Raw genomic sequence first — 15348 nt, forward strand, 5'->3', positions numbered from 1 at the left:
GGGGGGCGGGGCGGGGGGGCGCCCCGGGGGCCCCCACGCGGGCCCGGCCGCTCACCCCCCCCGGGGGGCGGGCGCGGGGCCGGGTGGGGGTTTGCCACCCCGGCCCCCTTCGGCGTCGGTCAGCGGGCCGCGTTCAGCCGCTCCACGGCCGCGGCCACCCGCTCGTCGGTCGCGGTGAACGCGACCCGGACGAAGCGCTCGCCGGCCGGCCCGTAGAAGTCACCGGGCGCCACCAGGATGCCCAGTGCGGCCAGCTCGGCCACGGTCTCCCAGCACGGGCGGTCCTGCGTCACCCACAGGTAGAGGCTCGCCTGCGAGTGCTCGACCCGGAAGCCGTACGCCTCCAGCGCCGCCCGCAGCGCCGAGCGCCGGGCCGCGTACCGCTCCCGCTGCTCCGCCACGTGCGCGTCGTCCGACAGCGCCGCGATCGTCGCCGCCTGGACCGGCGCCGGCACGATCATGCCGCCGTGCTTGCGGACCTCCAGCAGCTCCCTGACCACCACCGGGTCACCCGCCACGAAGGAGGCGCGGTAGCCGGCCAGGTTGGAGCGCTTGGAGAGCGAGTGGACGGCCAGCAGGCCCTCGTGGCCCGCGCCGCAGACGTCCGGGTGCAGGACCGAGACCGGCTCGGCGGACCAGCCCAGCTCCAGGTAGCACTCGTCGCTGACCAGCAGCGCCCCGTGCTCCCGGGCCCAGGCGACCGCCCGGCGCAGCTCGTCCCCGCCGAGCACCCGGCCGGTCGGGTTGGACGGCGAGTTCACCCAGAGCAGGCGCACCCGCGAACCGTCCAGCTCGTCCACCGAGTCGTACTCGACCGGCTCCGCGCCGCACAGCCGCGCGCCCACCTCGTACGTCGGGTAGGCCAGCCGCGGGTAGGCGACCTGGTCGCCCGGGCCGAGGCCGAGCTGGGTCGGCAGCCAGGCCACCAGCTCCTTGGAGCCGACGGTCGGCAGCACGGCCTGCGGGCCGAGCTCGGCGCCGCAGCGGCGGTGCAGCCAGCCGGCGATCGCCTCGCGCAGCTCCACCGGGCCCCACACCGTCGGGTAGCCCGGCGTGTCGGTGGCGGCGGCCAGCGCCTTCTGGATCACCTCGGGGACCGGGTCCACCGGGGTGCCCACCGAGAAGTCGCAGAGACCGCCCGGGTGGGCCAGCGCGGTCGCCTTGTACGGCTCCAGCTTGTCCCAGGGGAAGACCGGCAGGAGGTCGGAAACGCGGCGCGCCGCCCCCGGGTGACCCGGGAACGGCGCGCGCGTGCTGTTGGTGTTCACAGCTCAGATGCCACCGATCGTCAGTGGTCGGCGTTCTGCGGCGGCAGAGCGGCGATGAAGGGGTGGTCGCGCTCGATCAGACCCAGCTTCGAGGCGCCACCGGGCGAACCCAGATCGTCGAAGAACTCGACGTTCGCCTTGTAGTAGTCCTTCCACTCCTCCGGGGTGTCGTCCTCGTAGAAGATCGCCTCGACCGGGCAGACCGGCTCGCAAGCGCCACAGTCGACACACTCATCCGGGTGGATGTAGAGCGATCGCTCGCCCTCGTAGATGCAGTCAACCGGGCACTCTTCGATGCACGCCTTGTCCTTCACGTCGACACAAGGCTGCGCGATGACGTAGGTCACGCTGTCGTTCCTCCTCGGAAGGGCCGTGGCGGCCCGTTCTGTTCTGCTCGCGTGCGCGGTGAGCGCGGCGTCGTCGATGCCCGCCCCTAGTATCGCGGGTCGGAGACCGCAAATGCACAGGAGGTGCCCAGATGACGGCAGGCGGCCCGGCCCAGGACCGTCCGGAGGTCCGGATAGATCGCTCTGACGTGGGACGACGCGTGTCCGTCCGCCGCCTCTCGGGGTTCGTGGACGACCGTCCGGTGTTCCGGGATTCGATCGGCGTGCTCACATCGTGGGACGATCATGGACTGACGGTCGCCCCGCGGACCGGCGACCCCGTCTCCTTCGACGAGAAGCTGCTGGTCGCGGGCAAGGTCGTGCCGCTCTTCCCGGCCCGGCGCGCGCCGCTGCCCGCCGCCACGCCCGTCGAACTCCAGCGGATCGCGGCCCGCGGCTGGCCCGCCGTCGAACAGGAGCCGCTCGGCGCGTGGACGCTGCGCGCCTCGGCCGGGTTCACCCGGCGCGCCAACTCCGTCCAGGCGCTCGGCGACCCCGGACTGCCGCTGCCCGACGCGCTCGCCGCCGTCCGCCGCTGGTACGCGGCGCGCGGCCTTCCCGCGTACGTCGAGGTGATCACCCCGGGCTCGCCGGACGAGCTGCGGGCCGAGCTCGACCGGCTGGGAGCCGGCTACGCGCCCACCCTGGTGCGCACCGCCCCGCTGGCCGGGCTCGCCCGGGTCGGCTCCGGGCCTGACCGGGTCCGGCTCGCCCGCACCGCCGACCCGGCCTGGCTCTCGCTCTACCGCCGGGTCGGCGAGGACGAGGCGCTGGAGCAGGCCGCCCGGCAGGTGCTGCACGGCGGGCCGTCGGTCTGGTTCGCCACCGTGCCGGGCGCCCCCGGACAGCCGCCGCTGGCGATCGGACGCTGCGTCATCGACGGGCCCTGGGCCTGCTTCGGCGCGATCGAGGTCGCGCCGTACGCCCGGCGGGCCGGGCTGGCCACGACCGTCATGGCGGTGCTCGCCGCCCGGGCCGCCGAGGAGGGGGCGACCGGCGGGTACCTCCAGGTCGAGGCGGACAACACCGGGGCGATCGCGCTCTATGACGGACTCGGCTTCACGACCAGTCACACTTACCACTACGCCCTTCTCCCCCAGGGGTAGCACCGCCCGCCCGCACCGCCGCCCCGCCCGCCCGCCGCTCCTCGCCCGCCTTTGCCCGCCCGCCGTACGAAAGCCGTCGCCGTCACCGTGACCGAGCAGAGCAGAGACCGCTTCCGGACCGCCGCCCGCGCCGAGCATCCCGACCCGGTGCTGCTCTGCCTGCTCGCCGCCGCCGAACACGGCCCGGTCCTCGACCCGGACGACCCCGGGGAACCGCCCAGCGTGGACGCCCTGCTCGCCGCCTGCGAGGCCGCGCTCGACCGGCACGCGAGCGCCGTCCGGCTCGCCGTCGCCGAACGCGCCCCCGCCGGCCCGGAGGAGACCGCCGCCCTGCTCGCCGCCGTCCTCGGCGGGCGGGAACGCTTCCACGGGCGGCAGTCCGACTACCGGCGGCTCGAATCCTCGCTGCTGCCCGACGTGCTGCGGCGGCGGCGCGGACTGCCGATCATGCTGTCCCTGGTGTGGATGGCGGTCGGGCGGCGGGCCGGGCTCGCCGTCCACGGCATCGCGCTGCCCGGCCACGTCATCGTCGCCGTCGGCGGGCCGGGCGGCGGCGACGAGTACGTGCTCGCCGACCCCTTCCACGGCGGGCGGCTGCTCGACCCGGACGACGCCGAACGCCTGGTCCGCGGCGCCGGGCAGGAGTTCAGCCCCGACCTGCTCACCCCCGCCCAGCCGCTCGACCTCGTGCTGCGCGTGCTCGGCAACATCCGCGCCTGGGCCGCCGACCGCCCCGAACACGCCCGCACCCAGCTCTGGGCCACCGAACTCGCCCTCCTGCTGCCCCGCCACCCCGCCCAGCTCCGCCTCGAACGCGCCGAACTCCTCGTCCGCACCGGCGACTTCCTCGGCGGCTCGGCCGAGATGGACGCCTTCGCGCAGATCCTCGACACCTTCGACCCCGACACCGCCGCCAAGGTCCGCCAGGAGGCCCGGGCCGCCCGGCACCGGCTCAACTGACGACCGCCCGAGAACGCGCTCGGAGCTGGCTGGGAGCGCGCTCGGAGCCGGCCGGGGGCGCGCTCAGAGCCAGCCCTTCTCCCGGGCGATCCGCACCGCCTCGGTGCGGTTGCGGGCCTCGGTCTTCTGGATCGCCATCGACAGGTAGTTGCGGACCGTCCCCTCCGACAGGTGCAGCCGCCGCGCGATGTCCGCGTTCACCGCCCCGTCCGCCGCCGCGCCCAGCACGTCCCGCTCGCGCGCCGTCAGCGGGTTCGCCCCCTCCGCCAGCGCGGCCGCCGCCAGCACCGGATCGATCACCCGCTCCCCGCGCAGCACCCGGCGGATCGCCTCCGCCAGCTCCGAGGCCGGCGCGTCCTTCACCAGGAACGCGTCCGCCCCCGACTCCATCGCCCGCCGCAGGTACCCCGGCCGGCCGAAGGTCGTCGCGATCACCACCCTCGTCCCCGGCGCGTTCCGGCGCAGTTCGGCGGCCGCCTCGATGCCCGTCATCCCCGGCATCTCGATGTCCAGCACGGCCACCTGCACCTCGTGCGCCAGCACCGCCGCCACCACCTCGTCCCCTCGCCCCACCTGCGCGACGACGTCGATGTCCCCCTCCAGCCCGAGCAGCGCCGCCAGCGCCTCCCGGACCATCCCCTGGTCCTCGGCGAGCAGCACGCGGATCAGGGCCCCGTTCTGAATGTCGCTCATGCCCACGACCTTAGAGGGGCGCCGGAGAGGCTGCGGGCGGTATTCGCCTGGCTCGCCGAAGCCCTGCGGGCCAGACTGGCCGCATGCTGAACCTGGAGCGCCTCCGCCCGGACCACGCCGACGCCCTGCTGGCCTTCGAGCGCGCCAACCGCGCCTGGTTCGCGCGGACCGTTCCGGACCGCGGCGACGCCTACTTCGCCGAGTTCCCGGCCCGCCACGCCGCCCTGCTCGCCGAACAGGACTCCGGCGTCTGCCGGTTCCACGCCGTCCTCGACGCGGCCGGCGCCGTCCTCGGCCGCGTCAACCTCGTCGACATCGCCGACGGCACCGCCGAACTCGGCTACCGCGTCGGCGAACACGCGGTCGGCCGGGGCGTCGCCACCACCGCCGTCGCCCACCTCTGCCGGCTGGCCGCCGCGGACTACGCCCTCACGTCGCTGACCGCCGTCACCACCCTCGACAACCTCGCCTCCCAAGCCGTCCTCACCCGCAACGGCTTCACGGTCGTCGCCGAACTCACCCTCGACGACCGCCCCGGCCTCCGGTTCAGCCGCTCCCTCACCGACGGCCGGCCCTCGGCATAGGAAGTCGGCCCGGCCGACTTCCCACTCCGGATGCGGGTCAGAGCCAGCGCTGGGCGGCCTCGACACTGTCGGAGCCACTGGTGTTGAAGGCGATGGCGGCCTGCGGGGCGTGGCGCCGGACGAGGTTGACGACGAGCTCGAAGAAGGGCAGGGCGGGTTCGGGCTTGCGGATGCCGCCGCCGATGACGACGACGTCCCAGTCCCGGCCGGCGAGGGCGGCGGTGATCGCGGGCCCGGCCGTCTCGTCGGGCGCGACCAGGGCCATCGCCGCGTCGATGCCGTGGTCGGCGAAGCGGGCGAGTTCGGCGTCGAGAACGGCCCGCAGGCCGTCGCCGTCCATGCCGGGGACGGTGTGCGGGTCGAAGCCGAGGATGAGTGCGGTAGCCATGCCGGGGAGGACGGTCAACCCGACCGGCCGGGTTCCGTGCCGGCCGGCGCGGTGACCGTCCGCAGCGGAACGAGGGCCCGGAGCCGGAAGCCCCGGCCCCGCTCGCCCGGCCCGGCCTCAAGCCGCCCGCCGACCAGGGCCAGCCGCTCCTCCAGGCCCGAAAGCCCGTTGCCCGGCTGGGACTTGCCCGGTCCGCGCCCGTTGTCGGCGATCTCCAGGACGGCGTAGCGCTCGCCGCCGCCCTCCCAGCTCTCGTCGGCCGTGACGGTGCAGACGGTGGCGCCCTCGCCGTGCCGGACGATGTTGGTGACGGCCTCGCGCAGGGCCCAGGCCAGCGCGCCCGCCTCTTCGTCGGCGAGCCCCGGCCAGGTGTCGGCCAGTTCCGGCGCGGCCTCCAGCCGGACCTGTGCGGCGGCCAGCGCGGTGCGGGCGGCGGCGAGTTCGACCGGCAGGGTGGGGCGGCGGAAGCCGGTCACCGCCTCCCGGACGTCGATCAGCGACTGCCGGGCGACCTGCTCGATGTCGGCGACCTGCGCCCGCGCCGCCTCGTCCTTGCCGGCGTCCATGAACCGCCCGGCCAGTTCGCTCTTCAGCGTGATCAGCGACAGCGAGTGCCCGAGCAGGTCGTGCAGGTCGCGGGAGAGGCGCAGCCGTTCCTCGGACGCGGCCAGGTGGGCGACGGCGGCGCGGGCCTCGCGCAGCTCCTTCATGGTGGCGACCAGCCGCTGCATGCCGGTCATCGCGGCGCCGGCGAGGAAGGAGGTGAGGGCCAGGGTGGGGATGGTGTCGCCGCCGGCGTGGCTCAGCACGCCGACGGTGGCGGTGAGCACGGCCATGGCGGCGACGCCGGGCAGCGCGTAGCGCACCGGCAGGACCACGGCGACGCACACCGAGGCGTAGGTGAAGAGGGTCAGGAAGGCCTCGCCGAGGACGAAGGCCGACACGGTCGCGAGCACGACCATCGTCGCGACGATCAGCCGACAGGCCCGGGGCCGCATCCCGACCATCGAGCGGAAGATCACCAGCAGGACGTAACTGCCGACGAAGACCGCCAGGCAGAGCCAGCCGAACACCCTGGCGGCCGTCCCGTGCCCGCCGTGCAGGAGGTTGCCCACCGGGTAGGCCAGGTAGATCGTCCACAGCAGCATCCAGCTGACCTTGACCAGCAGTTGCCGCCTGGTCTCGATCGGCGAGCCCGGGACGGTCATGAACGACGTGCGCGCCGGACCCCCCTCCGGCTGCTCGTCGGATCGGCGGGTCTGGCGCGGCTCGGTCATGTCGGTCATCATGCCTGGCGGGTGTCACGGCGGTACAGCGCCGCCGCGGCGACGACGAACACCACGAGGAAGGCGGCCAGTCCGGCGACCGCGCCGGTGTCGAGGGAGTGCCCGGGCCGGGTGAACGCGGCCAGTTGGTTGTACAGGTACACCGGGTTGAACCGGGCGAACTTCTCCAGCGAGCCGCTCACCGGGAACCACGTCCCGCCGAACAGCGCCATCACCATGTAGGTGATCATCACGATGGTCTGCACCGAGTCCGGCGCCGCCGCGTACCCGAGCGCCACCCCGAGTGCCGCGAACACGAAGCTGCCCAGCCACAGCGCCGCCGCCAGACCGGCCCACTGCGCCGCGCCGAGCGACACGCCCTGGACCGCGCCGAGCGCGAAGACCACCAGGATCGCCGGCAGCGTGGTCACCGAGCTCGCGGCGATCTTGCCGAGGGTGTACGCCCGGCCGGGCAGCGCGGTGAGCCGCAGCTGGCGCACCCAGCCGCTCTTGCGCTCCAGCGAGATCCGCTGCGCGCTGCCGGTGAGCACCGCGCCGACCGCGCCGAAGGTGGCCATCGAGACCATGAAGTAGGTCTTCACCGACAGCCCGCCGGCCAGTGGGGAGGAGCCGTAGGCGTGGGTGAAGAAGAAGTACATCAGCGCCGGGAAGGCGATGGTGAAGACCAGGTAGCGCCGGTTGCGGAAGGTCCGCAGGATCTCCAGCCGGATCAGGGTGGTCATCGCACGGTCTCCTTCGCGTCCTCGTGCCGGTCCTGCGCGCCGGTGATCGTCAGGAAGGCCTGTTCCAGGCCGAGGCCGGTGACTTCCAGCCCGCGCGGGTACAGGCCCGCCCGGTAGAGCCCGGCGACGCTGGCGTCGGCGTCCGCGGTGCGGATCCGGACGGTCCGCACGCCCGGCACCCGGGCGGTGACGTCCAGGGACTGCACGCCCGGCAGCAGGCGTAGCACGTTTTCGTCGAAATCCCCGTCCACGTCGTGGAGTTCGAAGGCGACTCGGCGGGCTCCGGCGCGCGCCTTGATCTCGGCGGAGCTGCCGTCGGCGATCAGCCGGCCCCGGTGCAGGACAAGGACGCGGTCGGCGATCGAGTCCGCCTCCTCCAGGTAGTGGGTGGCGAACAGCACCGTGCGCCCGGCGTCGGCCTGTGCCCGCATGCTCGCCCAGAACGCCTGCCGGACGGTGACGTCCATGCCGGTGGTGGGCTCGTCCAGCACGATCAGGTCGCTGTCGCCCGCGATCGCGAGTGCGAAGCGGACCCGCTGCTCCTGGCCGCCGGACAGCTTGTCGGCCCGGCGCTCGGCCAGTTCGGTGATCCCGGCGTCGGCCAGCACCTCCTTGACCGGCCGGCCGCGCGGGTGCACGGCGCGGGCGAGCTCGACCAGCTCGCGGACCTTGGCGTCGGCCATCAGCCCGCCGCTCTGCAGCATCGCGCCGACCCGGCCGGCCACGATCGCCTCCCGCGGGGTGCCGCCGAACAGCGTGACGCTGCCCTGGTCGGGCTGGCGCAGGCCGAGCAGCAGGTCCAGGCTGCTGGACTTGCCGGCGCCGTTCGGGCCGAGCAGGGCGACGGTCTCGCCCGGGCGCAGCACGAGGTTGAGGTCGTCCACGGCGCGCACCCGCCCGTAGCTCTTGCCGACGCCGCGGAAGGCGGCCACTTCGGTGCTCATCGCCCTGCTCTTCTCTCCTGGTGGTGTCGCGCCCGTGGTCGCGATCGGTGTCGCGATCGGTGTCGTTCGCACCACCTCAGGGTCCCGTGCGGACAGGGTGCGGCGGCAGTGTCCGCCGTCGTGCCTTCGGTATGACGGATGTCATGGCTGCGGCCGGTACCCGGGTCAGGGGTACCGGCCGCACAACCGCAGGTCAGGCCGGTTGTCAGAGGCCCAGCGCGCGCTTCACGAAGTCGACCTGGAGCAGCAGCAGGTTCTCCGCGACCTCCTCCTGCGGCGTCATGTGCGTGACGCCGGACAGCGGCAGCACGGTGTGCGGGCGGCCGGCCGCGAGCAGCGCGGAGGACAGCCGCAGGGTGTGCGCGGCGACCACGTTGTCGTCCGCCAGGCCGTGGATGATCATCAGCGGCCGCTCCAGCCCGGCGGCGTAGCCGGTCAGCGAGTTGGCCGCGTACACCTCGGGCCGCTCGGCCGGGTGGCCGAGGTAGCGCTCGGTGTAGTGGGTGTCGTACAGCTCCCAGTCGGTCACCGGGGCGCCGGCGACGGCCGCGTGGAAGACGTCGGGGCGGCGCAGCACGGCGAGCGCGGAGAGGTAGCCGCCGTACGACCAGCCGCGGATGGCGACCCGGCCGAGGTCCAGCGGGAACTCCTCGGCGAGTGCCTGCAACGCGTCGGCCTGGTCGTCGAGGGTGGCCCCGGCGAAGTCGAAGGCGATGGACTTCTCCCAGGCCGGGTTGCGCCCGGGGGTGCCGCGCCCGTCGGCGACGACCACGGCGAAGCCCTGGTCGGCGAACCACTGCGAGTTGAGGTGCGGGTTGTGCGCCTGGACGACGCGCTGGCCGTGCGGGCCGCCGTACGGGTCCATCAGGACGGGCAGCAGGCCGTCCCGCTCGCGGTCGTAGCCGGTGGGCAGGAAGACGGCGGACGGGATGCGGCGCTCGCCGGCGAAGCGGAACACCGGGCGGGCGGTGATGACCGGGGTCTCGGCGTAGGAGGCGATGGTGGCGACGTCGTCGACGACCACGCCTTCGGGCAGGTCGCGGGCGACCTGGACGAGGGTGCCGGGCAGGTCGGGCTCGGCGGTGGCGCGCACGGTGATCCCGCCCGCGTGCACGGCGCTGGTGACGGAGGTGAACGGACGGCCGTTGGAAGACTCCCAGCCGAGCCGCTTGCCGTCGTGGCTGATCCGGCCGACGGCGATCCAGCCGGGCTCGGGGTCGGTCTCCGCGGCGCCGCCGGAGGCGGTGAACAGCACCTCGGCGTCGGTGACGGCGACCACCGAGCGCAGGTGCAGGTCGGCCCCGGTGACGGCCTGGTCGCCGATCACCAGCGCCCGCACGCCGCCCTCGTCGGAGATCCGGACCAGCTTGCCGTCCGGGGTCCAGGACGGGACGCCCTGGAACAGCTCCAGCCAGACATCGTCACGCTCCTCGAACAGCACCTCGGTGGCGCCGGTGGCCACGTCGAGGCCGAGGATCAGCTGGCTGCGCTGGTCGCGGGCTTGGACGAGCAGCAGCGGCACGCCGCCCGCGGACCAGTGCACCCGGGCGAGGTACGGGTAGGCCATGCGGTCCCAGACCACCTCGGTGCGGCCGCCGTCCAGGTCGAGCACCCAGAGGCCGACCTCGGCGTCGGCGGTGCCGGCGGCCGGGTAGGCGACCTCGGCGGGCTCGCGCTGCGGGTTGGCCGGGTCGGCGATCCACCAGCGGCGCACCGGGGTGTCGTCGGCGCGCTCGACCAGCAGCCGGTCGCCGTCGGGGGACCACCAGAAGCCCCGGTCGCGGCTCATCTCCTCCTGGGCGATGAACTCGGCCTGCCCCCAGGTGACGTTCGGGCCGTCGGGCTCGGCGAGCACCCGGTCGGCGGTGCCGTCGGCGCGGGTGAGGCGCAGTTCGCCGGCGGTGTTGGCGTAGGCGACGTGGCTGCCGTCCGGGGAGAGCCGCGGGTCCAGCAGCGGGCCCTGGGCGGGCAGTTCGGCGGTGGCGCCGGTGGCCAGGTCGGCGGTGAACAGCCGGCCGGAGAGGGCGAAGGCGGCCAGTCGGCCGGCCGCGTCCAGGGCGTAGCCGACGATGCCGGCCGAGCCTTCGCGGCTGCGCTCGCGGCGGGCCTTCTCGGCGGGCGAGAGGTCCTCCTCGCCGCCGCCGAGCAGCACGGCCGGGTCGGCGGCGATCCGCTCCTCGCCGGTGGCGGTGTCGAGGGTCCAGAGCAGGTTGGCCCGGTCGCCGCCCGACCGGGAGCGCAGGAAGACGACCCGCGAGCCGTCCGGTGCGACGGAGAAGGAGCGGGGCGCGCCGACGGTGTAGCGCAGGGTCCGCGCGTACTGCCGGGGGAAGGTGTCCGCAGGGGTGTGGGAGGTCATGGCACCAGACCCTACGATGCCGTACTCCCGCTGCCGGGCGCCTGGTGATCACTCGTTCGGAGCATCGTTCCCGAGTGCGCCCCAAAGGCGCCCATACCCCCTCCGACCGGCCCATGCGCCCCACGAGTGCCTCCGTACCCCGGCGCGTGGAGACTCACCGAATGTAATGCTCCCCTTACCCATCGGGTATGACTGGTCGGGCGGGTGATCGTCGGGCCCGTCCCGGCCCCGGTCGCCCGACCGCAAGTCCCGTACGGTCCCACCGTCACCCTCCCCAGGGGGTGGCGCACCCGAGAAGGGGTGTGAGCCGACATGGCTTTGTCCGTCTCCGCAGCCATGCTGATGCTGGTCATCGTGGTGGTGCTGATCCGCCGCTCCGGGCTGAAGCTCGCGCACGCGATCATCTGCGCGCTGCTCGGCTTCTACCTGGCGTCCAGCTCGATCGCGCCGTCGATCAGCCAGGTCACCAGCAACCTCGCCGGGATGATCAACGGCCTGAAGCTCTGACCCCGCCACGGCGGTCGTTAGGCTTCCTCCCATGACCGCGACTACCGGCCGCCGCCTGCTCCTGGTGCACGCCCACCCCGACGACGAGTCGATCGGCAACGGCGCCACCATGGCCCGGTACGCCGCCGAGGGCGCCCAGGTCACCCTGGTGACCTGCACCCTCGGCGAGGGCGGCGAGGTGATCCCGCCCGGGCTGGCCCATCTGACGGCCGATCGGGAAGGAACCCTCGGCGCGTACCGGATCGGCGAGCTGACCGCGGCCATGCGCGCGCTCGGCGTCACCGACCTCCGCTTCCTCGGCGGCCCGGGCCGCTACCGCGACTCCGGGATGATGGGCCTGCCCGACAACGACGTGCCCGGCTGCTTCTGGCAGGCCGACGTCGACGAGGCGGCCGGCCACCTGGTCGCGGTGGTCCGCGAGGTCCGGCCGCAGGTGCTGGTCACCTACGACGAGAACGGCGGCTACGGGCACCCGGACCACATCCAGGCGCACCGGGTCGCGATGCGCGCGTACGAGCTGGCGGCCGATCCGGCGCACCGTCCGGAACTGGGCCCGGCCTGGCGGATCGCCAAGGTCTACTGGAACCGGATGCCCCGCTCGGTGATCGAGGCCGGGCTCGCCGAGACCGCCGCCCGGGCGCCCTTCCCCGGGACGGCCCGGCCGGCCGACGTTCCCGGGGTGGTGGCCGACGAGGTGGTCACCACCGTGCTGGACGGCTCCGCCTACGCCGGGCGCAAGGCCGCCGCGATGGCCGCGCACGCCACTCAGATCACCGTGGACGGCGCCTTCTTCGCGCTCTCCAACGACCTCGGCCAGCCGCTGGTCACCACCGAGTACTACCAGCTGGTACGCGGCCAGGCCGGGCCGGAGCGGCCCGAGGACGACCTGTTCGCCGGCCTGTCGCCCGCCGCCGACCCGCTGCCCACCGCCACCGCCACCGCCACCGCCACCGCCACCGCCACCGCCACCGCCGAGGAGAGCGTCCGATGACCGAGCCCGCCGCCGCCCGGCCGCCGCGCCGCTCGTTCCCGGCGGCCGTCCTCGGCACCCGCGAGGAGCGGCTGGCCGAGCCTCAGCCCCCGCGCGGCGCCCGGATCACGGCCTACGCCCTGTTCTTCCTGCTGGGTGTCGCGGTGTCGGTCTGCGGATCCTTTGTGCAGGCCTTGTGGCCGCCCGTGGGGGTCCTGCTGGCGCTCGCCGCGACCGGCGCCACCTTCTACGGCGGCCTGCGGGTCACCGGCACCCGGCTGGGCGCGGCGCTGCCCGCGGCCGGCTGGTTCATGGCGATGCTGCTGGTGATCGTGCCCCGGCCGGAGGGCGACAACGTGCTGTGGTCCAACGCCACCTCGCTCGGCTGGCTGTTCGGCGGCTCGGTCCTGGGCGTGATCTGCGCCACCCTGCCGACCCGTAGCGGCTGGTTCCCGGGCGTGCCCGGCCCGCAGCGCTGAACCCGCCCGCGGGGCACGTACGGCACCGCGCACGACGCGCAGTCAGGAGCGCACGGCCGTACTCTCATACCGGAGGAACCGGACGTATCAGGATCTGTCCGAAGCCGTTCGTCGCTCTGTTCTTCCCAGTATGGTGGTCCCGCAGAACGCCGTACCCGACCGCCGCCCGCCCAGGCCCGGCGACCACGAACCGCGGTCGCGCCGCACGGCCCGCCCGCGAACCCGGAGCAGAGCAGCATTGAGCAGCCGCGAATCTGACAACGCCCACCCGACGCCCCGGCGTACGGGTCCGGACGCCTACCCGTCGGGCACCCCGCCCTACGGCACACCGGGACTCCCGGGCGGCGACCGGGCCGGTGCCGCCCAGGGCGCCGCGTCGGGCGGCGAGGACGACGGCCCGAAGACCGAGACCACCCTGACGACCCGGGTCCGGATCAACATCCCCGGGTCGCGTCCGATCCCGCCGGTCGTGGTCCGCAGCACCGTCAAGAACGAGGACGGCCCGGGCGAAGAGGCCCCGGCGGCCGCCCCCGAGCCGGGCGGCCCGCGGCACCGGTCCGCGCCCTCCTCCCCCGTCCTCGGGGTGATGGAGGGCGGCGCCCGCACGGCCACCCCGCCGGAGCTGCCGCCGGAGTGGCAGGTCCCGCCGATCCCGCCGGCGACGTCCGAGGCCGAGTCCACCGGCGCCTGGTTCCGGCCGCGGCAGAAGAAGGCCGAGCCGGCGCCGACCGCCGTACCGGCCGGTGCCCCGAACACCCCTGGCGCGCCGGAGGCCTCGGCCGCGCCCGCCGCCGCCGAGCCCCGGCCGACGGCTTCCCCGGCCCCCGGCGCCCGCCCGAACGGTGCCCGCCCCGCCCAGGGCGCGGCCCGTCCGAACGGCCGACCGGTGCCCGCCCAGGCCCCGAACCCGGCCCCGAACGGCTCGCCCGCCGCGCCGTTCCCCGCCGGCCCCGGTGCGCAGGCCCCGGCGGAGGAGCCCGGCGTGTACGAGGCCGCCTCCCCCTTCGCGCCGCCCACCGCCGACCCGTTCGCCCCGATGGCGCCCACGGCCGGAGCCCGCGGCCGGCGCGACGACCGCCCGCAACAGGGCGCCCAGCAGAACGGCGGCCAGCAGAACGGCAGGCAGCGCAACGGCCGGCAGCCCGACGGACGGCCGCAGCAGGGCCCGCGCCCGGGCGCCCGCCCGCAGGGCCCGGCGGCCGGCGCGACGGACCCGGAGGACACCTCGGTCGACGGCTTCGAGCCGATCCGCGAGGGCACCCCGCCGCCCGCCGCCATACCGGGCCTGCCGCAGAACGGCGCCGCGCACGGCGGCGAAGCCCGCCCGCAGCCCGGCCTGTTCGCCTCGGCCCCGGCCGGTGCCGACCCGTTCGCCACCCAGCGCCCCGCCGGGCCGGGCCAGGACGCCTTCGCCCACCCGGCCCCCGGCGGGCTCTTCCCCGGCGCCCCCGGGCACCCGCAGCAGCAGCCCGGACCGGACCCGGAGGCCACCGAGCTCACCCCGCTGCCGACCCCCGCCCCGGGCCCCCGGCCCGCACCGCAGCCGGCCAAGACCGAGTCCGCGCCCGCGCCCGCGCCCGCGCCCGCCAAGGGCAAGGGCAAGGCCAAGCCGAAGGCCAGCGCCGGCAAGAAGCTGGTCAAGCTGGGCGTGTACGGCGTCGGCTTCGTGCTGTTCCTCGGCGCCGCCGCGTACGGCACCGGTCTGATGCTCAACCAGTCCGACATCCCCAAGGGCACCGTGGTGCTCGGCACCGACATCGGCGGCAACAGCCGCGACCAGGCGATCCACCAGCTCGACGAGACCGTCGGCAAGACCGGCCAGCAGCCGCTCAAGCTGAAGGTCGGCGACCAGGCGCTGAACCTCGACCCGACCGTCGCCGGGCTGAGCTTCGACACCACGGGCACCGTGGACGGCCTCGCCCAGCACAGCTACAGCCCGGTCGACGTCATCAAGTCGCTGAAGGGCGGCACCAAGGCGGTCGCACCGGACGTCAAGGTGGACCGGGCCAAGCTCAAGGCCGCCCTGGACACCCTGGCCTCCGGCTCGGGCCAGGGCCTTCAGGAGGGCTACGTCAAGTTCGCCGAGAACGGCGACCCGGTCGTGGTGCCCGGCCGGGCCGGCCAGGCCGTCGACTCGGCGAGCGCCCTCGACGTGGTCGAGCAGGCCTACCGCGACCGCGCCGCCGGCAAGCCCGACCAGCCGATCGCGCTCGCCGTCACGGCCGCCCAGCCCAAGGTCTCCCCGCAGGCCCTGCAAGCCGCCGCGGACAGCCTCGGCAAGTCCGCGCTCAACGGCAACGTGTACGTCCTGGCCGGCACCAAGAAGTGGATCTTCGGCAAGGTGGTCGCCGCCAAGACGCTCACGCTCGTCCCGGACGCCTCCGGCAAGATCGTGCCCAAGTGGGACCTCGACGCGCTGAACGGCCAGCTGGGCAGCGTGTTCGACAAGGTGAAGGTCAAGAAGAACGGCCAGACCGCCGCGATCACCCCGCAGGACGTCGCGGACGCCGTCACCTCGCTGCTCGACAAGACCGGCGAGAAGGACCGCACCTTCAAGTTCACCGTCGCCTGAGCAACGACCGCACCGATCGGGGGGGGGGGGGGCGGGGCGGCCCCCCCCCCCCCCCCCCACCCCCCCCCCCCCCACCAAAACATGTTAGCACACCACCCCCCACAACACAGCCCCCACACCCCCC

15 protein-coding genes are annotated in these 15348 nt (G+C 74.7%); 7 read left to right on the forward strand and 8 right to left on the reverse strand.

The window, feature by feature from the left end:
* Positions 1–119: 119 nt before the first annotated feature.
* Positions 120–1268: a succinyldiaminopimelate transaminase gene (dapC, locus tag ACFV61_RS08025; protein WP_380490663.1), complete on the reverse strand. Its 1149-nt coding sequence runs from the start codon at positions 1266–1268 to the stop codon at positions 120–122.
* A gap of 20 nt (positions 1269–1288) precedes the next feature.
* Positions 1289–1615, reverse strand: a complete 327-nt coding sequence (fdxA, locus tag ACFV61_RS08030; RefSeq protein WP_030061559.1) for a ferredoxin — start codon at positions 1613–1615, stop codon at positions 1289–1291.
* A gap of 131 nt (positions 1616–1746) precedes the next feature.
* On the opposite strand from fdxA, the gene ACFV61_RS08035 reads away from it, so the two are divergent.
* Entirely contained in the window at positions 1747–2760 is a 1014-nt protein-coding gene (locus tag ACFV61_RS08035; RefSeq protein ID WP_380490665.1) for a GNAT family N-acetyltransferase, read from the forward strand.
* A gap of 87 nt (positions 2761–2847) precedes the next feature.
* On the forward strand, positions 2848–3720 hold the full coding sequence (locus tag ACFV61_RS08040; protein WP_350879909.1) for a transglutaminase-like domain-containing protein: 873 nt from the start codon (positions 2848–2850) through the stop codon (positions 3718–3720).
* 63 nt (positions 3721–3783) lie between these two features.
* On the opposite strand, the gene ACFV61_RS08045 is transcribed toward ACFV61_RS08040, so the two are convergent.
* Entirely contained in the window at positions 3784–4413 is a 630-nt protein-coding gene (locus ACFV61_RS08045; protein ID WP_063347943.1) for a response regulator transcription factor, read from the reverse strand.
* Positions 4414–4496: 83 nt separating this feature from the next.
* Here ACFV61_RS08045 and ACFV61_RS08050 point away from each other — a divergent pair, with 83 nt between their 5' ends.
* Complete coding sequence (locus ACFV61_RS08050; protein WP_380490667.1) at positions 4497–4997, forward strand: GNAT family N-acetyltransferase; 501 nt, start codon at positions 4497–4499, stop codon at positions 4995–4997.
* Between the two features lie 37 nt (positions 4998–5034).
* On the opposite strand, the gene ACFV61_RS08055 is transcribed toward ACFV61_RS08050, so the two are convergent.
* From ACFV61_RS08055 to ACFV61_RS08075, 5 genes are all read right to left on the reverse strand, one after another.
* Positions 5035–5385: a hypothetical protein gene (locus ACFV61_RS08055; RefSeq protein WP_063347945.1), complete on the reverse strand. Its 351-nt coding sequence runs from the start codon at positions 5383–5385 to the stop codon at positions 5035–5037.
* Positions 5386–5399: 14 nt separating this feature from the next.
* Positions 5400–6662 carry a sensor histidine kinase gene (locus ACFV61_RS08060; RefSeq protein ID WP_380490670.1) on the reverse strand — a complete coding sequence of 421 codons (1263 nt, stop codon included), beginning with the start codon at positions 6660–6662 and terminating at the stop codon, positions 5400–5402.
* 8 nt (positions 6663–6670) lie between these two features.
* The gene (locus tag ACFV61_RS08065; RefSeq protein WP_063347946.1) at positions 6671–7393 is read right to left on the reverse strand and encodes an ABC transporter permease; all 723 of its coding nucleotides are present in this window, start codon (positions 7391–7393) and stop codon (positions 6671–6673) included.
* A complete protein-coding gene (locus ACFV61_RS08070) occupies positions 7390–8337 on the reverse strand; it encodes an ABC transporter ATP-binding protein (RefSeq protein ID WP_380490672.1) in 948 nt (315 codons plus the stop codon). Before ACFV61_RS08070 ends, ACFV61_RS08065 begins: the two co-directional genes overlap by 4 nt.
* Before the next feature lie 205 nt (positions 8338–8542).
* The gene (locus tag ACFV61_RS08075) at positions 8543–10696 is read right to left on the reverse strand and encodes a prolyl oligopeptidase family serine peptidase (RefSeq protein ID WP_380490674.1); all 2154 of its coding nucleotides are present in this window, start codon (positions 10694–10696) and stop codon (positions 8543–8545) included.
* Positions 10697–11008: 312 nt separating this feature from the next.
* Here ACFV61_RS08075 and ACFV61_RS08080 point away from each other — a divergent pair, with 312 nt between their 5' ends.
* The 4 genes from ACFV61_RS08080 (at position 11009) to ACFV61_RS08095 (ending at position 15224) form a co-directional block, all read left to right on the forward strand.
* On the forward strand, positions 11009–11203 hold the full coding sequence (locus tag ACFV61_RS08080; protein WP_063347949.1) for a DUF2304 family protein: 195 nt from the start codon (positions 11009–11011) through the stop codon (positions 11201–11203).
* A 31-nt stretch (positions 11204–11234) separates the two neighbouring features.
* Positions 11235–12194: an N-acetyl-1-D-myo-inositol-2-amino-2-deoxy-alpha-D-glucopyranoside deacetylase gene (gene mshB, locus ACFV61_RS08085; protein ID WP_380490677.1), complete on the forward strand. Its 960-nt coding sequence runs from the start codon at positions 11235–11237 to the stop codon at positions 12192–12194.
* A complete protein-coding gene (locus ACFV61_RS08090) occupies positions 12191–12652 on the forward strand; it encodes a DUF6113 family protein (protein WP_380374689.1) in 462 nt (153 codons plus the stop codon). The genes mshB and ACFV61_RS08090 overlap by 4 nt, the downstream gene beginning before the upstream one ends.
* Positions 12653–12890: 238 nt before the next feature.
* On the forward strand, positions 12891–15224 hold the full coding sequence (locus tag ACFV61_RS08095) for a peptidoglycan binding domain-containing protein (RefSeq protein WP_380490679.1): 2334 nt from the start codon (positions 12891–12893) through the stop codon (positions 15222–15224).
* The last annotated feature ends 124 nt before the right edge of the window (positions 15225–15348 follow it).

It is taken from the genome of Kitasatospora sp. NPDC059817 (assembly GCF_042731835.1).
Classification (GTDB): domain Bacteria; phylum Actinomycetota; class Actinomycetes; order Streptomycetales; family Streptomycetaceae; genus Kitasatospora.

What these genes read in the sequence shown, in the direction of transcription:
- ACFV61_RS08035 (WP_380490665.1), top strand. Translation starts at nt 1,747, where the DNA reads ATGACGGCAGGCGGCCCGGCCCAGGACCGTCCGGAGGTCCGGATAGAT.
- ACFV61_RS08045 (WP_063347943.1), bottom strand. Translation starts at nt 4,413, where the DNA reads ATGAGCGACATTCAGAACGGGGCCCTGATCCGCGTGCTGCTCGCCGAG.
- ACFV61_RS08050 (WP_380490667.1), top strand. Translation starts at nt 4,497, where the DNA reads ATGCTGAACCTGGAGCGCCTCCGCCCGGACCACGCCGACGCCCTGCTG.
- ACFV61_RS08055 (WP_063347945.1), bottom strand. Translation starts at nt 5,385, where the DNA reads ATGGCTACCGCACTCATCCTCGGCTTCGACCCGCACACCGTCCCCGGC.
- ACFV61_RS08060 (WP_380490670.1), bottom strand. Translation starts at nt 6,662, where the DNA reads ATGACCGAGCCGCGCCAGACCCGCCGATCCGACGAGCAGCCGGAGGGG.
- ACFV61_RS08065 (WP_063347946.1), bottom strand. Translation starts at nt 7,393, where the DNA reads ATGACCACCCTGATCCGGCTGGAGATCCTGCGGACCTTCCGCAACCGG.
- ACFV61_RS08070 (WP_380490672.1), bottom strand. Translation starts at nt 8,337, where the DNA reads ATGAGCACCGAAGTGGCCGCCTTCCGCGGCGTCGGCAAGAGCTACGGG.
- ACFV61_RS08075 (WP_380490674.1), bottom strand. Translation starts at nt 10,696, where the DNA reads ATGACCTCCCACACCCCTGCGGACACCTTCCCCCGGCAGTACGCGCGG.
- ACFV61_RS08080 (WP_063347949.1), top strand. Translation starts at nt 11,009, where the DNA reads ATGGCTTTGTCCGTCTCCGCAGCCATGCTGATGCTGGTCATCGTGGTG.
- mshB (WP_380490677.1), top strand. Translation starts at nt 11,235, where the DNA reads ATGACCGCGACTACCGGCCGCCGCCTGCTCCTGGTGCACGCCCACCCC.
- ACFV61_RS08090 (WP_380374689.1), top strand. Translation starts at nt 12,191, where the DNA reads ATGACCGAGCCCGCCGCCGCCCGGCCGCCGCGCCGCTCGTTCCCGGCG.